Source organism: Mangrovibacterium sp. (assembly GCF_059905295.1).
Window position 1 is genome coordinate 1 of the sequence record NZ_JBZQJF010000081.1, and the last position, 21,244, is coordinate 21,244.

The window sequence follows — 21,244 nt, forward strand, 5'->3', positions numbered from 1 at the left end:
GCACCAACGGCTTTCGGATTTTGCCTGAAAGCAGCTTCAATTTGAATGAAATAATCCAGAGCGACTAAAGTATCGGCATCCAGCGAGACCAGAATTCCGTCGGCCTTATCCAGAGTGCCGAAACGCCGGATCGCTTCGTCCATCCCTGTTTGGCGAGCTATCCCGGCACCGGCATGCTTCCGCCGAAAAGCTTTGGGACGAAGAACATGAACATCGAAAAAGCAACCGGCATGTTGAGCCTTCCAGATCTCTACCTCAGTAGCAGTTCGCTCATTTTGTGCCAAGACTTCGGGTGGCGATAACTCGCCGTGATTAATGACCAGCAGCACTTCAACTTTTCCCACCGGAACAACACAGGCTGCCAGGCTGTCGAGCATTTGTACCAGTTCCGGTTCATTGTAAACCGGTACAACGACAATCATCTCCAGCCCCGGATCAACCGGCAGCGGAAGAAATGCGTCAGCTTGCATTTGACGGGAAATATATTGATCGGCAAAGCCCATGACCGAAAAATAAGGATAAAAAAAATCCGGGCAAAACCCGGATTCTCCTATTTCGTTAGAACTGATTCTTACTTTTTCTTTGCAGCGTAGTCGGTGTTCATCGCATCCAACACGACTTTAGTAATGTTGTGCGCTTCGTCTCCAATCAGGATACCGCTTGAGTTGAAGATATAAGCATACTTTTTATCCGCATTGTAACGGTTCAGGTAAGCCAGCAAACTATCCACCAACTGGTTATTATTTGCATTTTGCATCTCAGCCAGTTTCGACGACAATTCCTGATCCAGTTTCAGAATTTCCTGTTCTTCGTTCACCAAACGGTCACGTTCCTGTACGGCACGTTCCTCTGTGAGGAAACCGCCACGTTGTACTTTTTCCTGGAAAGAAGCTGCTTGCTCTTCAAATTTCGAACGACGGGTAGCATATTCCTTGGTGTATGCATCCTGGTTCTTTGTAAACTCATCATGTAAATCCTGCGCCAAGTCGTAGTTCACGATCAGTGAATCAACCTTTACATAGGCAATTTTCAGATCTGTTAATTGAGCAGGACCAGTCACTAAAGCACCCTGAGGTTTTGAACTTGTGCCCGATGTAAAATGTAACACAAAAAGTACAATTACTGCAACCAATAAAACCAGGTTTAAGATCAATGATGAATTTTTCATGCGTATTTCTTAGGTTTTTAGCGGAAAAGCAAGGAATTAAATTCAATCTGAATCCTCTTCACCACAACTTTCCTCTTTTTAACTATTCTTTTTAATCGAGGCCAAAAATAAAAATTTATCATCAGGAAAACAGTGATAATCCAAATATTTTTCCGGGGAGCACTAAATAAAATATCGTCGAAAGAAATATGTCAAAAATCATAACAATCGCCTGATAAACATCATTGAAGGAAGGCATTAGTCCGTCGTATTTTTACAATACAAGAATAGCTATTGATTAACGAAAGTAAAAACCGAAGATGTTTAACAAACTAATTGCCCAAATACTCCCGCATATGCCCGAAAAACTGATCTGGCAGTTTTCGAAACGCTACATTGCAGGAAAAACCATGGAAGATGGAATTTCAGTTGCCCGCCAACTGAATGCTGAAGGTATTGAAGTAACCATGGATTTATTGGGCGAATTTATCACCAATCTTCAGCAAGCCGAAGACAACAAAAACAAATACCTGGAAATTATTGAACGTTTTACCAGCGAGAATATCAAAGGTAATTTTTCGCTTAAACCGACCATGTTCGGTCTTCTGCTTGATCCGGAAGTTTGTTATCGCCATGTTCGCGAGATTGTCCAAAAAGCCAAAGACTGCAACAGCTTTGTCCGTGTGGATATGGAGGATTCGCAATGTGTTGATTCCGAGATGGACATTTTCAGACGATTGAAAGCCGAGTTTTCAGGTTATGTAGGCCTCGTGTTACAAGCCTACCTGCGACGTACCTTCAACGACCTGCTGGATATGAACAACCTGCCGGCCAACGGACATCCACTGAACTTCAGGTTGTGTAAGGGTATTTATGTGGAACCTGCAGAAATTGCTTACAAAGAATACCAATCGGTACGCGATCACTATATCGAAGATTTAGAATTTATGCTTCGGAATAAAATTTTCGCAGGTATTGCCACACATGATAAATATTTGGTGGAAAGAGCTATGGAGCTGATTAAGCGGTATAAAGTCCCGACTGACTTATATGAGTTCCAGATGCTTTACGGAGTTACTCCCGAGTTACGGAAGCTGATTGTTGAGCAAGGACACCGTATGCGGGTTTATGTTCCGTTTGGGAAAGACTGGTTTGGTTACTCCACCCGCCGTCTGAAAGAAAATCCCAAGATCGCCAGCCACATTATAAAAGCTTTGTTTTTTAGGGGTTAATTTGAAAAGGGGTGGGAGAGCTTAGTTCTCTCCTTTCCCGCTTTCTATTTTTAGGATCAGCTCATCAAGCGATCTTTTCGGCACATGATGCACGCCCTCGGCATCGCGCCAATATTTAAAATCGCCGGCTTTCATTTCGTCAAGCACCACCTGTTCAACCGGCTTTCCCAAAGCCAGTACCATAATAATCTGGTATTTTTCAGGAATTCCAAATTGCTCCCGTAGTGCTTCCCGTTTCACCGCAGCAATCATACAACCTCCAAAACCGGCTTCAACGGCTCCCAACAAAATACTTTGAGCCGCAATACCATCGTCACAAAAATAATTCGTTGCAATCTCTGTATCGTTCACTAAAATAATGTAGGCTGAAGGACGCTCACCCTCCCGGGGACCTGGCCAATCTTTCAGATATCCTGCCCAGGCCAGCTGCGGAAACAGGCGATCACAATCTCCTTTTTCCGTTACAGGAATGTATTTCAGCGGTTGTGCATTTCGTCCGCTCGCACAATATCTGGATAGCTCAATCCATTCGGCCAGTTGCTCTTCACTGATCCGTACACGTTCATCAAAGCGCCGGTAGCTTCTGTTTCGTTTTAATAAGTCTTTGATCATGGCATTTTTCTTTCAATATTAATAAAATCGTTGATTTTGATGCCAATTACTCCCGATCTTTCCTATGTTTGCATAACAGAACAGAACACCTAAGCTTTATGAGTAAATTCAAATTTCAGATAGATCCTCTTTCCAATCAATTAAAATTTCAGCAACTTATCGATGCGGTTATCGATGCGGTCAGCCGCAATTTGTTGCAAGTTGGCGATATTCTGCCTTCGGTAAACCAGCTGGTTAAAGAGAGTTCACTTTCGCGCGACACGGTTTTTAAGGCTTATGCCGAGTTGAAAAACAGGGGAATCGTTGAATCAGTACCCAACAAAGGATATTTCATCGCCAAGGCAACAACAAAAGTGTTCCTATTTCTCGATACCTTTAAGGCGTACAAAGAAGTGCTGTACGGATCGTTTCTGGATAACCTGCCGGAGAATTTCACCGTCGACTTACACTTTCACCATTACAACATCGAGATCTTTGAGAAAATCATTACCGAGAGTATTGGCAAATATTCGAAGTACATTGTCATGAACTTCGACCACGAACGGGTACCCGAAATCATACAGCAAATTCCGGCATCGAAATTATTATCGATCGACTGGCAGGTTCATGCAATCCCCGAGGCTTCATCGGTTTACCAGGATTTTGGACAAAGCTTGTATAACGCCCTGCAAAATGAGTTACCTCTACTGAAAAAATACAAGCGTTTCATCTACCTCTACCCCGAGTTCACCTACCACCCGCCGGAGTCGATTGCTTATTTCGAAAAATTTTGCAAAGACAATAACCTGGCGTATGAAGTTACCAAAAACTACAAAGGGATGAATGTGCAAGCAGGCGAGTTGTACTTACTGGTGAGCGACAGAACACTTGCCCGTTTCTTAGACCAGTGTGCGGCTAAAAACCTGGTTATTGGTCAGGACAGTGGTGTTATTTCGTACAACGAAACCCCCATGAAGAAATATGTCAAGGACGGGATTAGTGTCATTACAACCGACTTTGAGTTGATGGGAAAAGTCGCAGCCGAGTTTGTAACAACCGGGGAATCAATCCATTTACAGATTCCAACACAGCTAAAGGTTAGAGCATCGATCTAATCAAAAACATGCTTTAAAACACAAAAAAATTGCTTTGAAATCGGGAAGACTCCCCTAAATTTGCAGAACACACCAGAACAGAACAAACAAGAATACTATACTAATAAACCAAACAAGAAAATGTACTTATTAGGATTTGATATTGGCAGTTCATCAGTTAAAGCTTCGATAATCAATGGCGACTCAGGCGAGTGCCTGGCATCAGCCTTTTATCCAAAGCAAGAGATGAAAATGACCGCCATCCAACCAGGATGGGCAGAACAAGATCCGGAACAATGGTGGGCCAACCTGAAGTTAGCTGTTGCCGAGATTATGCAAACATCAGCTGTTAACCCCACTGATATTGATTCCATCGGAATTTCGTACCAGATGCACGGATTGGTTGTTGTTGATAAGGATCAACAGGTTTTACGCCCTTCAATTATATGGTGCGACAGCCGTGCTGCAGCTATCGGCGACAAAGCCATGAAAGAAATCGGCGAGCAAAAATGTCTGGAGAACCTGCTGAACTCACCGGGTAACTTTACCGCTTCAAAATTGAAATGGGTGAAAGACAACGAACCGGAGTTGTATGCTAAGATTGATAAAATCATGCTCCCGGGCGATTATATTGCCATGAAGCTGAGTGGTGAAATCAAAACAACAGCAGGAAACCTTTCAGAAGGTATTCTTTGGAATTTCAAAGAGAATGCCGTCGCTAAAATGGTGGTTGACTATTACGGTTTCGAAGAAAGTTTCATTCCTGAGATTGTCCCAACCTTTTCGGTTCAAAGCGTGGTAAACGAGGCTGCCGCTAAAGAATTAGGACTGGCACCAGGAATTAAAATCAGTTACCGTGCCGGAGACCAACCCAATAATGCGCTCTCATTAAACGTGCTGAATCCGGGTGAAATTGCGACAACTGCCGGAACGTCGGGCGTTGTTTACGGGGTAAGCGACGAAGTGAAATACGATCCGAAATCGCGCGTCAATACTTTCGCCCATGTGAATCACAGTGCTGAAGCCAACCGCTTAGGCGTTCTGCTTTGCATCAACGGAACAGGCATCCTGAACTCCTGGTTAAACAAACAAGTTGGTGGCGGAGCTATTTCGTATGAAGGCATGAACGAAGCGGCATCGAAAGTAGCCATTGGCTCTGAAGGTATCAGCATTCTTCCGTTTGGTAACGGTGCCGAACGTGTACTTGAGAACAAAAACCTTGGTTCGGTCATGTCCGGAATCAACTTCAATATTCATTCTAATGCACACCTCTTCCGTGCCGCACAGGAAGGAATTGTTTTTTCATTCAAATACGGAATGGAGATCATGGAAAGCATTGGTATCGATGCCAAAGTGATTCGCGCCGGTAAAGCCAACATGTTCCTAAGCCCAATCTTCCGCGAAACACTAGCCGGAATATCAGGCGCAACCATCGAACTTTACAATACCGACGGATCGGTAGGTGCTGCCCGCGGTGCAGGAATCGGATCGGGCTATTATAAATCGCCTGCCGAAGCCTTTTCAAACTTAACCAAATTAGAAACGATTGAACCCGACTTAAACAAAAAGGCGGAATACGAAGCAGCTTACGGCAACTGGAAATCGTTGTTAGAAAAGTACATTTAAAAGCCCCCTCTATCTCCCCCGTGGGGGGAGGAATTGAAAGGCAGAATTATGAGTCTGATACGAAAAATAGAAATTTAAAATTAATAGCAATGTCTTAATAGCCTCCCCTCGGGGAGGTTGGAGGGGCTTAAAACTTACAAGATGAGCACAAAAGTTTATTTCCCATCAGTGGAAAAAATCAAATTTGAAGGTAAAGACAGTAAAAACCCGATGGCGTTCCGTTACTACGATCCCGAAAAAGTAGTCTATGGAAAAACAATGGCCGAGTGGTTTAAATTCTCAATGGCTTGGTGGCACACCTTATGTGCTGACGGTGGCGATCCATTTGGTGGAAAGACACAGGATCACCCTTGGGTAGGTGCAGCAGACGCTGTTGAAGCTGCAAAAAATAAGATGGATGCCGGTTTCGAATTCATGCAAAAAATGGGAATCGAATACTACTGCTTCCACGATATCGATTTAGTTAGCGAAGGAAACAGCATTGAAGAATACGAAGCTAATCTGAAGGCAATTGTTGAATATGCCAAAGAAAAACAAGCTGAAACAGGCATTAAATTAATGTGGGGTACAGCGAATGTATTCTCTGCAGCTCGTTACATGAACGGAGCCAGCACAAACCCTGATTTTGACACTGCTGCACGTGCCATGCTTCAAATTAAAAACTCGATTGATGCAACAATCGCTTTAGGTGGTAAAGCTTACGTTTTCTGGGGAGGACGCGAAGGTTACATGTCGTTGTTAAATACGAACATGAAACGTGAAAAACAACACTTGGGCACCATGTTAAAAATGGCTCGTGACTATGGTCGTTCAAAAGGGTTCACCGGAACATTCCTAATCGAACCAAAACCAATGGAACCGATGAAGCACCAGTACGATGTAGATACAGAAACTGTACTTGGTTTCTTAAAAGAACATGGTTTAGAGAATGATTTTAAAATCAACATCGAAGTAAACCACGCTACATTAGCTGGCCACACTTTCGAACACGAATTACAATGTGCCGTTGATGCCGGAATGCTTGGAGCAATCGATGCAAACCGCGGTGATTATCAAAATGGTTGGGATACAGACCAGTTCCCAATTGATTTGTACGAAATGACACAAGCTATGATGGTCGTTCTTAAAGGTGGTGGTATGCAAGGTGGCGGTACTAACTTCGATGCTAAAATACGTCGTAACTCGACCGATTTAGATGATTTGTTCATCTCACATATTGCAGCAATGGATGTTATGGCTCGTGCCTTGGAAACTGCCGCTGCAATCCTGGAAGATTCTCCTTACGAAAAAATGATTGCCGACCGCTATGCTTCCTACGATGCTGGAAAAGGTAAAGAATTTGAAGAAGGAAAACTTTCATTTGAAGATGTTTACGCTTACGCTAAGGCCAACGGAGAACCAAAACAAATTAGCGGAAAGCAAGAATTGTACGAAGCAATTGTAAACATGTATATTTAATGCAAACAAACGGATGAAACGAACCATGAAAGCCAAACTCTCAAACTAGAGAATGACTAAATTGGTGAATTCCATGTGACCTAAAAAAAACAAATTATAGACACATGAAATGAATTTCATTTCATACATAAAATAGTCAGAATAACCCGGTTCGTATCGCAAAGATAGGAATCGGGTTAATCTGCTTTTCTCTGTCACACAAACCACAATAAAGATGGACGCTACATTCTGCCCACACACCATGGAGCGTCAAAACAAACTAAACAACAATGAAAGAAAATAAATTTTTCATCATCGCGATTACCATTGTAGCTACCCTTGGAGGTTTACTGTTTGGTTACGACACAGCAGTGATTTCCGGAACAGTTGGTTCGCTCGATGTCTTTTTCATCAAACCAATGGGCTTAGCTGAAACTGCAGCTAACTCTCAACTCGGATTTATCGTTTCCAGTGCTTTAATTGGCTGTATCATTGGAGGACTTTCCGGCGGGTTGGTAAGTCTGAAACTGGGACGTAAAAAAGGACTGATCCTGGCTGCCGTACTATTCTTCATCTCGGCACTGGGCTCCTCCTACCCTGAACTCTTCATTCGCCCCTTCGGCGAGGGAGATTATACCTTCTACTGGCCGTTCATCATTTACCGAATCATTGGTGGAATTGGTGTTGGTTTAGCGTCGATGCTTTCGCCCATGTACATTGCAGAGATTGCTCCGGCCGACATCAGAGGCCGACTGGTTTCGTTTAACCAATTTGCCATCATCTTCGGTATGCTGATCGTTTACTTCGTGAATTATGCCATCGCCCGCCAAGGTGACGACAGCTGGCTGAACAGTATCGGATGGCGTTACATGTTTGCTTCTGAAATGATTCCGGCTGGCTTATTCCTAATTCTTCTGTTTTTCGTCCCCGAAACTCCACGCTATATGGCCTTACAGGGTGATGATGAAAAGGCATTGAAAGTTCTGAATAAAATTAACGGAGAGGAACGAGGATCCCAGGTGTTGAGTGAAATCAAACAGACCTTAACCACAACCTCTGGAAAACTTTTTTCATTTGGTTTTCTGATTGTTGTAATCGGCATTTTGCTTTCTGCATTTCAGCAATTTGTTGGCATCAACGTAGTGTTATACTATGCGCCGGAAATTTTCAAGAATATGGGATCGGGAACCGATACTGCCCTTCTACAGACCATTATCGTTGGTATTATCAACTTGTCATTCACCGTTGTCGCAATTCTTACGGTTGACAAATTTGGTCGCAAACCATTAATGATTATCGGAGCTGCAGGGATGGCACTTTTCATGTTTGCGTTGGGCTTCGCCTTCTTCTTCCAGCAAGTAGGACTGGCCGCCCTGATATTCATGTTGGGCTATGTTGCTTGCTTTGCAGTAAGTTGGGGACCGGTTGTTTGGGTATTGCTGGCTGAGATTTTCCCCAATCGTATCCGTGGTCGTGCTATGGCTGTTGCTGTTGCAGCTCAGTGGATTTCAAACTACCTGGTATCATGGACTTTCCCTATGATGAATAAAAGCAGCTTCCTGGTTGACAATTTCCATAACGGATTTGCCTATTGGATTTATGGAATTATGGGCATTTTAGCAGCATTGTTTATGTGGAAATTTGTTCCGGAAACCAAAGGAAAAACGCTCGAAGAAATGGAAAAACTTTGGTTGAAATAATCGAAAATGAGTAATATTTGAAGTTAATCAAAATAGATTAGCGAACAAAAAAGGGGCCTTTCAGCCCCTTTTCCTATTTTTTCGGTTCCCAGGCACAGCGTACCGGAGAAACAATCTTACCTTCTTTTTTAAGTTGATTCATTGCTTTGTCAACTTCTTTCCGCTCCAAACCTGTCGCGGTTACGATTTCACCGGCTTTCACCGGTTTTCCGGCAGCGACCATCGCTGCCAAAACTTTTTCTACACTCATCTTTTAGATTTATAGATTACTGGATTTTCAGACTTTCAGACATTCGGAACTCTAAACATCTGAGAATCCAAAAATCTAGTGATCCCTTCTAGAACCGGCTTTCAACAACTTTCCAATCCAGAATTTTGAAAAAATCTTCAATGTATTTTGGACGGGCATTCTGCTTATCCAAATAATAAGCATGCTCCCAAACGTCGCAAGTCATCAATGGTGTTAAACCATCGCGCAATGGACAAGCAGCATTGCTGGTTTGAACGATACTTAATTTTCCGGCAGAATCTTTTACCAACCAAGCCCAGCCTGAACCAAACAGGGTAGCTGCTGCTTTTGAAAAAGCTTCTTTAAAGGCATCGTATGATCCAAACGAAGCATCAATTGCTGCTTTCAATGCTCCAGTAGGCTCAATTGCAGGAGTTGCAGAAAATTGGAAAAAGTAAAAAGTGTGGTTCCAAACCTGTGCACTATTATTGAAAATACCACCTTCGGACTTTTTAACGATTGTTTCCAGATCGGCATTTTCAAATTCTGTTCCCGGAATCAAGCCATTCAGGTTATTCACATAAGCCTGGTGGTGTTTGCCATAGTGAAAATCCAATGTTCTTTCACTGATGTAAGGCTCTAATGCATTTTTTGCGTAAGGTAACGCGGGTAATTCAAATGACATAATTTCTCTTTTAAAAGTTAGACTTTCTGATTTTTGCTTTCTAAAACGCGGACTGCGTTCAAATGTTTGAGAAATTATGTGCGTTAAAAGCTATTTAAAGTGATTCCAAATAAAACAGACTGGAAATTATTTCCATAGCCAGTTAGCACGATTAACAGATATTGCTGAAAATACCAGAACTGTAAGTTACAAAGAAATTAATATCTAAAGAAAGTACTCCCTAGCTAGTTAAACATGATATTTCCATTTCTATAGGCAAGCTTGATACGTTTACTTTCCTGCTCAACAATAAGATTAAAGTCTGCCTGTAAAGCCCGATACTGAGTTGGAAACCACTTTTTTTGTTGCTGATCCACCAGGATAAACAAAGCATGTTCAGAGCCGGCAGCAATAAAATAATCGAAATTCCCGGAATAAACAGGTACATCTATTCCTGCATTAAGATTATCAAAAAGCGCTTTAATATGATCTGAGGGCATTCCAATTTCACTAATCCCTATGAACGAGCCAGGTCCAAAAGGTACTTCTGAATCCGTCTTAAGATTTTGACGGGCAATAAATTCAACAATATTTTTGTCAGCATCATAAAAATAAAGGGCATTAGCATTCCACCCTTCAAAACGAACTAGGTCGGAAATTCCGTCTGGAATTTTTTCAATCTGTGGCTTCAACCACGCAAATGATTCCCGAATCTGATTAGCAGGAATATTGATTGCAAAATGATACCTGTTCCCGGATTCGCCCTCAAGAAATTTCAGAACTGAAAAACCGATTAGACAACTAAATGAATTGGGGGTTTCCTCAACTAATGGCAATTGTAGTAATTCGGTATAAAACTGTTTTTGTCCATCCAGGTTCCCTGTATACAATTCAAGCTGTATAAAACGGAAATCATTCATTTTACATAACACTAAAAATTAAAAAAGAAAAACCCCGAGACCACTGCCTCGGGGAAAAAAACCAAAAATCAACTAACCTTTAAATCGTTTAGCGACTTCATCCCAGTTAATCACATCGTAAAACGATGAGATATAGTCAGGACGTCTGTTCTGGTAATTCAAATAGTAGGCATGTTCCCAGACATCGAGACCAAGGATTGGAGTTCCCTGAACCTCTGCCAGATCCATTAATGGATTGTCCTGATTCGGTGTGGATGAAACCACCAAACTATCACCCTGTTTTACCAGCCAAGCCCAACCCGAACCGAAACGGGTAGCGGCAGCTTTGGTAAAAGCATCTTTAAAATTATCGAATGACCCAAATGAGTCGTTAATTGCTTTTTCTAATTCACCTTGCGGTGCTTTGGCTCCACCTGGAGTCATAACTTCCCAAAATAAACAGTGATTATAATAACCACCTCCGTTGTTACGAACGGCTACCGACAGTGTTGAAATTCCAGCCATCAATTCTTCAATTGATTTCCCTTCCAATTCTGTCCCCTGAATTGCTGCATTCAGGTTATTTGTGTAAGCACCGTGGTGCTTAGTATGATGGATCTCCATCGTACGTGCATCGATTACTGGTTCAAGAGCATCGTATGCATATGGTAACTTTGGTAATTCAAATGACATATTAATGTATTCTTTAATATTGGTTAATTGTTATCTTGGCGTCAAGATGTTTTAAGATATTCACATCCTTTATTGCAAATCTATAAACTATCTAGACTCATTCCAAATAATAATCCTGTTTTTTTTTATTGAAAAAATCTATATGCTATCGCAAAACTCAATTTAACCGTTGATGTCAATGCTTTAGCAGCTCCCTTTTTTTTAGTTTCTTTGCCGAAAAAATTTTCGTGAACAGAAAAATCCTCCAACTTGCTATTCCCAACATCATCAGCAATGTGACCATTCCACTTTTGGGCCTTGTCGATATGGCTTTAATGGGCCATCTTGATTCTGAAGTTTACATTGGTGCCGTATCACTTGGGACGGTTATTTTCAACTTTATTTACTGGGGTTTTAGCTTTTTACGAATGAGCACCAGTGGCTTCACTGCACAAAGTTACGGGGAGGGCAATCAGGCTGAATCATTCAACATTCTTGCCCGTTCGCTCATGATCTCCACTTTAATCAGTGCACTAATCATTATTCTTCAGGTACCTATTGAATGGATCAGTTTTGCGGCCATTGGAGGGAGTCCTGAGGTTGAAAGTCTGGCACGCGAATATTTTAGCGTCCGGATATGGGCAGCACCGGCAACCTTAGGCTTATATGCCCTGAACGGCTGGTTTTTGGGCATGCAGAATGCCCGTTATGTCATGATCACTTCTATTCTGGCGAATGTTTTCAACCTGATTTTCAGTTTCTTTTTTGTTTATTTCATGCACATGAATTCTGCCGGTGTTGCCTGGGGAACTGTTATCGCTCAATATGCCGGTATTATCACCGGATTAATTCTCCTTCGCAAGAAATACAAACAGCTGTTCAGCAATTATCAAAAGAGTGCAGTTTTGAACTTAACTGCCATGAAGAATTTTTTCAAGGTAAATTCCGACATTTTCATCCGGACCTTTTGTGTCATCTTCGTATTTACCTTTTTCACCTCAAAATCAGCTAGTATTAACGATCATATTTTAGCCGTTAATTCAATTCTTATTCAGTTTCTTCTCCTCTTTTCCTTCTTTATTGACGGCTTTGCATTTGCAGGAGAAGCCATGGCCGGGAAATATATGGGTGAAAAAAGAAAAGATTTATTTCATGAATTAACCCGACGCTTATTTGTTTGGGGTGTTGGTCTGGCTGCAGTTTTCAGTTTGTTCTTTTTAGTCGGAAACAAGTTCATCATCGGACTTCTAACGAACCAGGAAGGTTTGTACGAAACGGCCAGCAGGTTTATTGTATGGGTAATCCTGACTCCCCTAATTACGGTCAGTTCATTTGTTTGGGATGGCATCTACATCGGCGTAACTGCCTCAAAAGAAATGCGCAACAGTATGCTGGCTGCAACCCTATTGCTTTTTGCACCGAGCTTCTACTTTCTGCAGGGAGTTTTGGGTAACCATGCGCTTTGGCTGGCCATGATGCTGTTCATGGCCGGGCGAGGTATTTTTCAAACGCTGTTATACCCCAAGGTACTTAAAAAGAGTTTCCGTTAGATCCGCTTTCAGGAACAGTAAGGCCAACTAATATTTAAAACTACTTCCACCTAAAAATTCACGAATTACGGAAGTTGGAGGAATCTCAAGGTCGTCGATATGATGAAAATAGCTAAAGAATTTTAGCAACCGATTGGCCTCGCAATGTTCTTCGCAGCTCTCCGGAACAGCCTTAAGAAGCGGTTCAACATATTTTTTCAAAACCGCCAATTCATAAATCAAGGCTGAATTAAACATGACATCAGCATTTTCCTGATATGGAAAAATGTTTCGCTCCTCACCGTTACGAACGCTGGGCCACCGTTTAATCGTATCGGCTGCTGAATACCCACGATATTTGCTATCCCGAAGCATACGCCTCACTAGTCGATTATCGGTTGTTGAAATGTGGTTATGATCGTCGATTGAAATTTGCGTTAAAGCAGAAAGAAATATTTTAAAGCTTATTACGCCATCAACATGTGGTAGCAACTCCGGGTTCATACCGTGAATCCCCTCTACAATTAAAACATGCCCGTCACCCAACTGCAACTTTTGTCCAGAGGGTTCGCGACGCCCTAAAATGAAATTAAAACTCGGCAATTCGACCTCCAGCCCCTTAAACAGTTGTAGCAATTGCTGATTGAAAAATTCCACATCAATCGCTTCAAGCACTTCAAAATCGTAATTACCATGTTCGTCGCGTGGTGTTTTCTCCCGGTCAACAAAATAGTCATCCAGCGAGATCAAATGAGGGATAATACCATTAACTGCGAGTTGTACTGCCAGACGTTTGCTAAAGGTTGTTTTTCCTGAGGCAGACGGTCCGGCAACCAGCACGACCTTCAACTTGTTTTTTCGAGCGTCTATCATATTGGCAATCTCAACGATTTTTTTCTCGTGCAGTGCCTCCGATATTTTGATGATATCACTTCCCCGATCTGTTTCAATATAGTGATTCAGCATTCCTAAATTAGGGATATTCATCAGTTCTGCCCAGTTCTTATGTTCTTTGAAAATGCCAAACAGTTTTTCCTGATGTTCGACTTCATTCACTTCATTGAAATTATCCGGCTTAGGAACCTGTAATAAAATACCATCGAAGTAGGGAACAATATTGAAGGTAGTTAAATAACCTGTTGACGGAACATGGTGCCCGTAGAAGTAGTTGCAATAGCCATTCAGGTAGTACAAAAATGAGAACAACATTCCTTGTTGATCAAATAGTTTGGCCTTTTCTTCCAGCCCTTGCCGTTCCAACTCATCAACGGCATCGCGAGTAAGTAAACCTTTTTTCTCAAATGCAATGTCCTGGCTAACCCAATACTCCATTTGACTTTTGATCTCGAAAATGTCCGAATCATTAATTTTCCGTTCCAATCCCAGCAATTCGCAATAATAGCCTTGGCTTATCCCATTTAAAACCTTCAGCTTAACCTGTGGTAATGCCTCGCGTACTGCCACGTACAGCAAAAAAATCAGTGAGCGCACATACAAGCGACGACCATCAATGTGTGTATAATCGATAAACTCAACCTGTTTGGATTTTACCACGGCAAATGAAAGTTCCTTCACTTTGTTATTCACCAACGCTCCGCAAATCGGGTTTTCGAGCTTGATTCCAAGATCATCTTTGATCTCTTCGAGGGTAATGCCCAAAGGGTACGATTTTACTGTGTTATTATTCTCACAATAAATATCAATAGTTTTCGAGCTCATACGGCAAATGATTCAGTTAGTTGTTGCAGGGACTTTTACCGTCCTTCTCTATAAAGCTAACTCTTTTTTCAGAAAATTGGCCGTGTAAGAATCATTCTTTGCTACAATTTCCTCGGGGGTACCTGTTCCCATAATTGTACCTCCGCCACGCCCTCCTTCCGGGCCTAAATCAATAATATGATCGGCTACTTTTATCACATCCAGATTGTGCTCAATAACAATAACCGTGTTTCCACGGTCGACTAATTTGTACAATACACCCAGCAACACACGAATATCTTCAAAGTGAAGTCCGGTGGTTGGTTCATCCAAAATGTAAAGCGTTTTACCGGTATCCTTTTTGGCCAATTCAGTTGCCAGCTTTACCCGCTGCGACTCACCGCCGGATAAGGTTGTTGACGACTGCCCCAGGGTAATGTAACCCAATCCAACCTCCTGAAGGGTCTTCAGTTTATGAGCAATCGAGGGTAAGGCTTCGAAAAATTCAACTCCCTGATTAATGGTCATATCCAACACATCACTGATTGATTTGCCTTTGTAGCGGACCTCCAGTGTTTCACGATTATAACGTTTCCCGTTACAGGCATCGCAATGCACATACACATCGGGCAGAAAGTTCATCTCGATCAACTTTAAGCCACCGCCCTGGCATGCTTCACAGCGACCTCCTTTTACATTGAATGAAAAACGGCCTGGTTTATATCCCCTGATTTTAGCCTCTGGAAGCTGTGCAAACAACGCCCGAATATCGGAGAAAACACCGGTATAAGTAACCGGATTTGAACGTGGCGTTCGTCCCAGCGGAGATTGGTCAACTTGTACCACTTTATCGATATGCTTTAAGCCTTCAATTTTATCGTAAGGCAACGGATCTTTTAACGAATTGTAGAAATGCTGGCTTAACAGCGGCTGTAGTGTTCCGTTAATCAAACTAGACTTTCCGCTCCCCGAAACTCCTGTAACGCAAATCATTTTCCCCAATGGAAATTCGACCGTTACATTTTTGAGGTTATTCCCGGTGCAACCAATCAGCTTCAAGCTTTTACCATTGCCCGCACGACGATCTGAAGGAACAACAATTTCATGTTCCCCTTTCAAATATTTCGAAGTTAAAGTATCTTCATTCAACACTTCCTGCGGAGTTCCTGCGGCAACAACCTCTCCGCCATGGCGCCCGGCAAAAGGCCCCATATCAATCAGGTAGTCAGCCGACATCATCATGTCTTTATCGTGCTCAACAACAATGACGGAATTGCCCGAATCTCGAAGTTTTTCAAGCGAATTGATCAATCTCATATTGTCGCGCTGGTGTAATCCGATACTTGGTTCATCCAGGATATACAATACATTCACCAGTTGCGATCCAATCTGGGTAGCCAAACGAATCCGTTGCGATTCTCCTCCCGACAAAGTTCCCGATGACCGATCCAGCGATAAATATTCCAAACCAACATCCAGCAAAAAACTCAACCTTGTGCGAATTTCTTTGATAATCTCGGCACCAATTTTCAACTGACGTGACGACATTCGCTCTTCCAAGCCAACAAACCATTCGCTCAGTTGTGCAATATCCATTTTCGCCAGTTCCGAGATGTTTTTATGATCTATCTTGAAGAAAAGCGACTCTTTTCGCAAACGACTTCCGTTACATTCCGGACAGTCTTTTTCCTTCACAAACTGGTTAGCCCACTTTTGGGCTGTTTTTGAAGGATTATCATCGCGCTGACTGTCGATGTACTTCACAATTCCTTCGTAGCTCATCATATAATTCACCGAGCTACCAAGCGGTGAATTCTTCAACTGAATACGTTCATTCGTTCCATATAAAATGGCATCCAACGCTTCTTCCGGAATATCTTCGACCGGAGTCTTCAGGTTGAAACCATATTTTTCACCCAAAGCTTCAATTTGCCAAAAAATCAAGGTGTTTTTTTGAGGACCAAGCGGTGCAATACCCCCTTTAGCAATCGTTAACTTCGGATCCGGTACAATTTTCTCCCTGTCGATAACTGCGATGCGCCCCAAACCATTACATTTAGGACAAGCTCCTTGCGGCGAGTTAAATGAGAAGTTATGAGGTGCCGGCTCGTTGTACGAAATACCACTCGTCGGGCACATCAGCTGGCGACTGTAAAATTTCAAATCATCAGAGTCGTTATCCTTGATCAAACAAACACCATGGCCTTGTTTCATCGCCATTTGAACCGACTCTTTCAACCGCTTAGTAATTCCGTCATCGACCTTTAGCCGATCGATTACCACCTCAATAAAGTGATTTTTGTATCTATCGACACGCATATTGGGCTTCAACTCAACAACTTCACCATCAATACGGCCATAAAGGAAGCCCTTTTTCCGAAGTGATTCGAACAACTCGCGGTAATGACCTTTACGCCCCCGCACCAGTGGTGCCATAATGAGGATTCTTTTCTCACCAAAGTGCTCATGAATCAGTTTCAGAATCTGTTCATCCGTGTATTTCACCATTTTCTCGCCTGTCTCGTATGAGAAGGCTTCCGAAGCACGGGCATACAGCAAACGCAGGAAATCGTAGATCTCGGTAACAGTTCCTACCGTTGAACGCGGGTTCTTATTGGTTGTTTTTTGCTCAATAGAGATTACCGGACTCAAACCGGTTATTTTATCCACATCGGGACGTTCCATATTGCCCAAGAAAGATCGCGCATAAGCCGAAAACGTTTCAATATAGCGCCGCTGGCCCTCAGCATAAATGGTATCGAAAGCCAGCGATGATTTACCACTTCCACTTAAGCCGGTAATTACAGTGAGCTTATTGCGTGGTATTTCTACATTAATATTCTGCAGGTTGTGTACACGAGCCCCGTGTACTATGATTTTTTCATCCTGATCCAGCAATTCTTCTTCAGCGTACAAACTTTCTTTCTCCACCATTTTAGTTGTTTTCTATTTCCCGGAATCCTTTACCCGGAACTTTAATTGCATATGTCTTACGCTTAGAGTTAATCAAATTGTCGTCACGTAACCAAGGATTTAACATCTTCAGAATTTTATAATTGGTGCCATATTGTTTTGCAAAATCAGCAAAGCTTGCCACCGGCCCATCAACGATAACTGTTTTCACATGCCATTTCGGATAAACTTCATCTTCGTGAATATCGAAGCCATACTTTTTCGGATTCTCCATAATAAGTTTCAGTGCTAAAATCCGAAATACGTAACGTGAGGTTTCTTCCCCCAGCAACAAATCGTAGTAATTATTAACTTTCTGACGTTCCATTTGTCGGTCGATATGGTTTCGCCCGGCGTTGTAAGAAGCTGCGACCAAGGTCCAACTTCCGTATTTTTTATACGAATCTTTCAGATATTCACAGGCCGCCTGTGTGGATTTTTCAAGATGGTAACGTTCGTCAACCTGTGGATTGATTTCCAATCCGTAATCCATCGCTGTCCCTTTCATAAATTGCCAAAAGCCAACTGCTCCTGCCGGTGATACGGCCCGTTCATCGAAACCACTCTCTGCCAAGGCCAAATAAGCAAAATCTTCAGGAACCGTATCGGCCTTTAAAATGGGTTTGATAACATCCATATACCGGGGAGCTAGCTTCAGAAAACGTAACGTTTGGGAATGAAAGTTTGCGTTTACCAACAACTCACGATCCAGACTCTCACGAACATCGAAATATTCCAGCGGAACTCGTTCACCCATAAAGGTTAGTTCCGAAGGAATGGCCACTGCCCCGTGCATAGGCACTGCTGATGGTTTTTCCTTTTTCATCCCATCCTGATCCGGCAAAGTATAGGATTCAAAGAAATAATAACTTCCAATAAAAGCAACAATAACAAAAAAGCTAAAAATGATGCGTCCAACAATCTTTTTCATACCCGACATGCAATTTTAAACGACAAAAATAATGGATTTCAAACTGGCTATCAACGAAGTTGAATTTTAATTTTTAATGACAGCTAAAGATTGAAGTTGTTCACCAGCAAAAATATTTTACTTGCCAGAGAATACACCGCTTCTCCTTTAACCGGACTGCTTTTTCAATATGGAGATTGAAACTATCAAAATAAGAAAAGGATGACGTCCGTGCGGTTGTCATCCTCTCCTGGTGGTGATTAAAATTGAATATAACTGATTAATTCGTAAGTGTCGATTTATTTATTTTCCCTCCCCACATAAGCATTGCGCTGGTTACCTCATCGTAGTTCGTGATATCGATTGATTTCGTCTTATACAAATCGGCTGGGATGACTGCAATTCGGAAGGTTTGATCAACCAAATCTCCGGTTCCCAGGAAAGCCGGATCTAATTCCCCATCGATATAAATTTGTACATCTCCGGTTGTGTAATCGTAGTTATATTGAAAGGCTCCTGCTTCGAGGAAGATCGTTTGAGGCAAGGCCCGCCAAACATCCAACCCATCAACAACATCCCAAAGAATATACACAACAACAACATCACCATTGTACACCTGAAAACCGTCAGGAAACGCATAATACAACGTGTATTGATTGGCTTCGCTAAAGGTACCGGTCGTTTCAAAAACTGTTCCTAAGATGTTCACACCATCTTGCCCATCATATCCAGCAGGTCCCATCGGCCCCGCTGGTCCTTCACAACCGGCAAAAACAACGACGGAAAGAATTAAAAGGAGTTTACTAATTGTTTTCATATTCTAGCTTTTTGGTTAAGTAACTTTCGTCTGAATCTCATAAAACAAGATTCATGCCGCAATATTGAAAAACTTTACATAGTCGTGTTTTTCAACTTTTATACTTTCAAGATACGAAAATTTAGCAAGGGCATCCTATTCGGGAAAAAATCGGTTTTCCTGAGAATGCATTACTCAGGAGATACGGTACAAACAAAAAAGCTCCGGATGAATCATCCGGAGCCCTACATTACATTTCATCTATCCTAATCAAGATATCCTACGACCTGATAGGCTCTATCCCCCTGGTAGTTGATTTTACTATAAAGCACGCCATTATATTCATAGTAAAGTTCACCATGTACATTTACGCGTTCATAGTCGGCAGGCAGAGCATAAACAATAGCACCTACCGGTGGAGTTTCTACACTGTAACCATTGCCCGAGGCGATATAGTAAACACCCTCAAAATAGAAATAGTTCCGGTTACCAATCACAATCCGTAATGACCCCTGAGGCAATATCCGGACACTCAATCCAACCGGAGGAGCGACTTTGATATAATTATCGTTGTATCTGCGGTAATAGCGCCCCGAGTCATAGTAATATTCTTTATTATTCTTTTTAATCACCTGACCATGATCTTGATTCTGAGAGCGAACAGCAACAACAGTCGGTTTCGATTTCCGATAATTCACCTGATTTCGACTAACATTATTAACCGTTTTTGCCGGTTGGTGCTGAACCGTTACAGTTCGGCCCGAGCTCGCGGAAGTTTTATTGTGCTTCGTCGTTTGCGTTGTTCTATTTTCATTTTTTCGACTACTATTGCTATTTCGAGTTTGTGCGTTTACGCTTACCGAAGCAATAACCAAAGCTGCAATAAGCAAAATACTTTTTGTTTTCATAACTGATACTTTTTGAATTATTCATGACCAAGTCAATACAATTTTCGTACTCAAAACTGAACATCTCTTCAAAAAATCGACAGATCAGACCTATTCAACGACTGATTCCACTTTTTTACCGACAGTCTCATTTCAAGGAATGGCATATCTTCAAAATAGTTCCAACAGGAAAACTCCAGCCTTCACATTCTGATAAAATATTACTCTCGGGAAAAGCAATCTCCGGTTAAATGTACCGGTCGAATACTTCAGCTAATTGTTCTGCAAAGACAGGACGTCCGCTTTGGGCATTTATTGTAGTAGCAATTACTTTAGCCTTAATAATAGGTTTATTGTCCGAAGAGCGAAAAATGTCCTGAAAGAAGATGTATTTCAATTTACCCTCGCGGGCAACATACAACTTACTAACAAATTGCTCATTACTATGCAAAGGAAATTTATAATCGATTTCGGCCCGAATTACAACTGCATCAATACCATCATTGTGCATTTGGGTAAAATTTAATCCAACTTCTTCCAGAAATTCGTGGCGGGTATGTTCCATGTAGTTTTGGTAAACCGAATTATTTACGATTCCCTGTAAATCGCATTCGTAATCCCGAACCTTAAACGGTAATTCAAATATATAGTCCATTTTGTTGTTTGTTTTGCCAAAAGTAGGGAAATCAGGGGAAAGATAAAGCACTTCATAAACATTGGGATGATCCCCGATAAATAGCCGGATTAAAACCGAAGTTTTCTAAAATAAAAAAGGATGGTGTCTACCATCCTTTTTCTCTTAACCTAAACTTATGAAAAAAAATCTTGTGCCTCTGTGTTGTCTTCTGTTGATACAAAGATACCGGACTGACCTGTTAACTGCTGACAACGAATGTTAAAAAAACTTACATCTCCGTTTTCAGAATCAGTTAGACTTAAAAGAAATGGAATTTGGAACTTTTGGTTATTCTCGCAATGAATGAAGATCTGATCTTATTTTGAGCCCCAATTTTGATTTTTGCTCATGACTCCGGAAGAACTGATTAAAATCAAAAAGAAGGATTGGCCAATTTAACAAGGGACTAGCGTGGAGTTAAAATGAGAGAATATGCTGGTTGTGTGTACGCGAGCTAAGCCCTATACAGGATGAGGAATGGGAAAATTGACCAAGTCCTTTTTTA

19 protein-coding genes are annotated in these 21,244 nt (G+C 41.9%); 6 read left to right on the forward strand and 13 right to left on the reverse strand.

Features of this window, described 5'->3' with window-relative positions; genetic code table 11:
- Both AC37HE_RS04455 and AC37HE_RS04460 read right to left on the reverse strand, forming a co-directional pair.
- A partial coding sequence (locus AC37HE_RS04455; protein ID WP_500781583.1) for a glycosyltransferase family 2 protein occupies nt 1-470 on the reverse strand: 470 nt, incomplete at its 3' end.
- Between the two features lie 101 nt (nt 471-571).
- Nucleotides 572-1,168, reverse strand: coding sequence for an OmpH/Skp family outer membrane protein (locus AC37HE_RS04460; protein WP_500781584.1), 597 nt, complete (start codon nt 1,166-1,168; stop codon nt 572-574).
- Nucleotides 1,169-1,467: 299 nt separating this feature from the next.
- Here AC37HE_RS04460 and AC37HE_RS04465 point away from each other — a divergent pair, with 299 nt between their 5' ends.
- A complete protein-coding gene (locus AC37HE_RS04465) occupies nt 1,468-2,379 on the forward strand; it encodes a proline dehydrogenase family protein (RefSeq protein ID WP_500781585.1) in 912 nt (303 codons plus the stop codon).
- Between the two features lie 21 nt (nt 2,380-2,400).
- On the opposite strand, the gene AC37HE_RS04470 is transcribed toward AC37HE_RS04465, so the two are convergent.
- Nucleotides 2,401-2,991, reverse strand: a complete 591-nt coding sequence (locus AC37HE_RS04470; protein ID WP_500781586.1) for a nitroreductase family protein — start codon at nt 2,989-2,991, stop codon at nt 2,401-2,403.
- A 98-nt stretch (nt 2,992-3,089) separates the two neighbouring features.
- On the opposite strand from AC37HE_RS04470, the gene AC37HE_RS04475 reads away from it, so the two are divergent.
- The 4 genes from AC37HE_RS04475 to xylE all read left to right on the forward strand — a co-directional run bounded on the left by AC37HE_RS04475 (nt 3,090) and on the right by xylE (nt 8,827).
- The gene (locus AC37HE_RS04475) at nt 3,090-4,085 is read left to right on the forward strand and encodes a GntR family transcriptional regulator (RefSeq protein WP_500781587.1); all 996 of its coding nucleotides are present in this window, start codon (nt 3,090-3,092) and stop codon (nt 4,083-4,085) included.
- A 120-nt stretch (nt 4,086-4,205) separates the two neighbouring features.
- Nucleotides 4,206-5,690, forward strand: coding sequence for a xylulokinase (locus AC37HE_RS04480; protein WP_500781588.1), 1,485 nt, complete (start codon nt 4,206-4,208; stop codon nt 5,688-5,690).
- 141 nt (nt 5,691-5,831) lie between these two features.
- The gene (xylA, locus tag AC37HE_RS04485; RefSeq protein WP_500781589.1) at nt 5,832-7,148 is read left to right on the forward strand and encodes a xylose isomerase; all 1,317 of its coding nucleotides are present in this window, start codon (nt 5,832-5,834) and stop codon (nt 7,146-7,148) included.
- 269 nt (nt 7,149-7,417) lie between these two features.
- A complete protein-coding gene (xylE, locus tag AC37HE_RS04490; RefSeq protein ID WP_500781590.1) occupies nt 7,418-8,827 on the forward strand; it encodes a D-xylose transporter XylE in 1,410 nt (469 codons plus the stop codon).
- Between the two features lie 73 nt (nt 8,828-8,900).
- On the opposite strand, the gene AC37HE_RS04495 is transcribed toward xylE, so the two are convergent.
- From AC37HE_RS04495 to AC37HE_RS04510, 4 genes are all read right to left on the reverse strand, one after another.
- Entirely contained in the window at nt 8,901-9,077 is a 177-nt protein-coding gene (locus AC37HE_RS04495; protein WP_500781591.1) for a hypothetical protein, read from the reverse strand.
- 88 nt (nt 9,078-9,165) lie between these two features.
- Entirely contained in the window at nt 9,166-9,741 is a 576-nt protein-coding gene (locus AC37HE_RS04500; RefSeq protein WP_500781592.1) for a superoxide dismutase, read from the reverse strand.
- Nucleotides 9,742-9,965: 224 nt separating this feature from the next.
- On the reverse strand, nt 9,966-10,556 hold the full coding sequence (locus tag AC37HE_RS04505; RefSeq protein ID WP_500781593.1) for a VOC family protein: 591 nt from the start codon (nt 10,554-10,556) through the stop codon (nt 9,966-9,968).
- A 156-nt stretch (nt 10,557-10,712) separates the two neighbouring features.
- A complete protein-coding gene (locus AC37HE_RS04510; RefSeq protein ID WP_500781594.1) occupies nt 10,713-11,312 on the reverse strand; it encodes a superoxide dismutase in 600 nt (199 codons plus the stop codon).
- 227 nt (nt 11,313-11,539) lie between these two features.
- Here AC37HE_RS04510 and AC37HE_RS04515 point away from each other — a divergent pair, with 227 nt between their 5' ends.
- Complete coding sequence (locus AC37HE_RS04515) at nt 11,540-12,841, forward strand: MATE family efflux transporter (protein WP_500781595.1); 1,302 nt, start codon at nt 11,540-11,542, stop codon at nt 12,839-12,841.
- 27 nt (nt 12,842-12,868) lie between these two features.
- On the opposite strand, the gene AC37HE_RS04520 is transcribed toward AC37HE_RS04515, so the two are convergent.
- From AC37HE_RS04520 to AC37HE_RS04545, 6 genes are all read right to left on the reverse strand, one after another.
- Nucleotides 12,869-14,539: a uridine kinase family protein gene (locus AC37HE_RS04520; protein WP_500781596.1), complete on the reverse strand. Its 1,671-nt coding sequence runs from the start codon at nt 14,537-14,539 to the stop codon at nt 12,869-12,871.
- 48 nt (nt 14,540-14,587) lie between these two features.
- Nucleotides 14,588-17,452 carry an excinuclease ABC subunit UvrA gene (gene uvrA / locus AC37HE_RS04525; RefSeq protein WP_500781597.1) on the reverse strand — a complete coding sequence of 955 codons (2,865 nt, stop codon included), beginning with the start codon at nt 17,450-17,452 and terminating at the stop codon, nt 14,588-14,590.
- 1 nt (nt 17,453) lies between these two features.
- Entirely contained in the window at nt 17,454-18,401 is a 948-nt protein-coding gene (locus tag AC37HE_RS04530; RefSeq protein ID WP_500781598.1) for a lytic transglycosylase domain-containing protein, read from the reverse strand.
- 259 nt (nt 18,402-18,660) lie between these two features.
- Nucleotides 18,661-19,197, reverse strand: a complete 537-nt coding sequence (locus AC37HE_RS04535) for a hypothetical protein (protein WP_500781599.1) — start codon at nt 19,195-19,197, stop codon at nt 18,661-18,663.
- 245 nt (nt 19,198-19,442) lie between these two features.
- Nucleotides 19,443-20,084, reverse strand: a complete 642-nt coding sequence (locus AC37HE_RS04540) for a DUF6515 family protein (RefSeq protein ID WP_500781600.1) — start codon at nt 20,082-20,084, stop codon at nt 19,443-19,445.
- A 226-nt stretch (nt 20,085-20,310) separates the two neighbouring features.
- Nucleotides 20,311-20,718, reverse strand: a complete 408-nt coding sequence (locus AC37HE_RS04545; protein WP_500781601.1) for an acyl-CoA thioesterase — start codon at nt 20,716-20,718, stop codon at nt 20,311-20,313.
- Nucleotides 20,719-21,244 lie beyond the last annotated feature (526 nt).

Excerpts from the sequence above, each read along its gene's own strand:
- AC37HE_RS04460 (WP_500781584.1), bottom strand. The coding sequence starts at position 1,168 with ATGAAAAATTCATCATTGATCTTAAACCTGGTTTTATTGGTTGCAGTA.
- AC37HE_RS04475 (WP_500781587.1), top strand. The coding sequence starts at position 3,090 with ATGAGTAAATTCAAATTTCAGATAGATCCTCTTTCCAATCAATTAAAA.
- uvrA (WP_500781597.1), bottom strand. The coding sequence starts at position 17,452 with ATGGTGGAGAAAGAAAGTTTGTACGCTGAAGAAGAATTGCTGGATCAG.
- AC37HE_RS04495 (WP_500781591.1), bottom strand. The coding sequence starts at position 9,077 with ATGAGTGTAGAAAAAGTTTTGGCAGCGATGGTCGCTGCCGGAAAACCG.
- AC37HE_RS04470 (WP_500781586.1), bottom strand. The coding sequence starts at position 2,991 with ATGATCAAAGACTTATTAAAACGAAACAGAAGCTACCGGCGCTTTGAT.
- AC37HE_RS04535 (WP_500781599.1), bottom strand. The coding sequence starts at position 19,197 with ATGAAAACAATTAGTAAACTCCTTTTAATTCTTTCCGTCGTTGTTTTT.
- AC37HE_RS04510 (WP_500781594.1), bottom strand. The coding sequence starts at position 11,312 with ATGTCATTTGAATTACCAAAGTTACCATATGCATACGATGCTCTTGAA.
- xylA (WP_500781589.1), top strand. The coding sequence starts at position 5,832 with ATGAGCACAAAAGTTTATTTCCCATCAGTGGAAAAAATCAAATTTGAA.
- AC37HE_RS04545 (WP_500781601.1), bottom strand. The coding sequence starts at position 20,718 with ATGGACTATATATTTGAATTACCGTTTAAGGTTCGGGATTACGAATGC.
- AC37HE_RS04530 (WP_500781598.1), bottom strand. The coding sequence starts at position 18,401 with ATGAAAAAGATTGTTGGACGCATCATTTTTAGCTTTTTTGTTATTGTT.
- AC37HE_RS04520 (WP_500781596.1), bottom strand. The coding sequence starts at position 14,539 with ATGAGCTCGAAAACTATTGATATTTATTGTGAGAATAATAACACAGTA.
- AC37HE_RS04500 (WP_500781592.1), bottom strand. The coding sequence starts at position 9,741 with ATGTCATTTGAATTACCCGCGTTACCTTACGCAAAAAATGCATTAGAG.
- AC37HE_RS04480 (WP_500781588.1), top strand. The coding sequence starts at position 4,206 with ATGTACTTATTAGGATTTGATATTGGCAGTTCATCAGTTAAAGCTTCG.
- xylE (WP_500781590.1), top strand. The coding sequence starts at position 7,418 with ATGAAAGAAAATAAATTTTTCATCATCGCGATTACCATTGTAGCTACC.
- AC37HE_RS04465 (WP_500781585.1), top strand. The coding sequence starts at position 1,468 with ATGTTTAACAAACTAATTGCCCAAATACTCCCGCATATGCCCGAAAAA.
- AC37HE_RS04540 (WP_500781600.1), bottom strand. The coding sequence starts at position 20,084 with ATGAAAACAAAAAGTATTTTGCTTATTGCAGCTTTGGTTATTGCTTCG.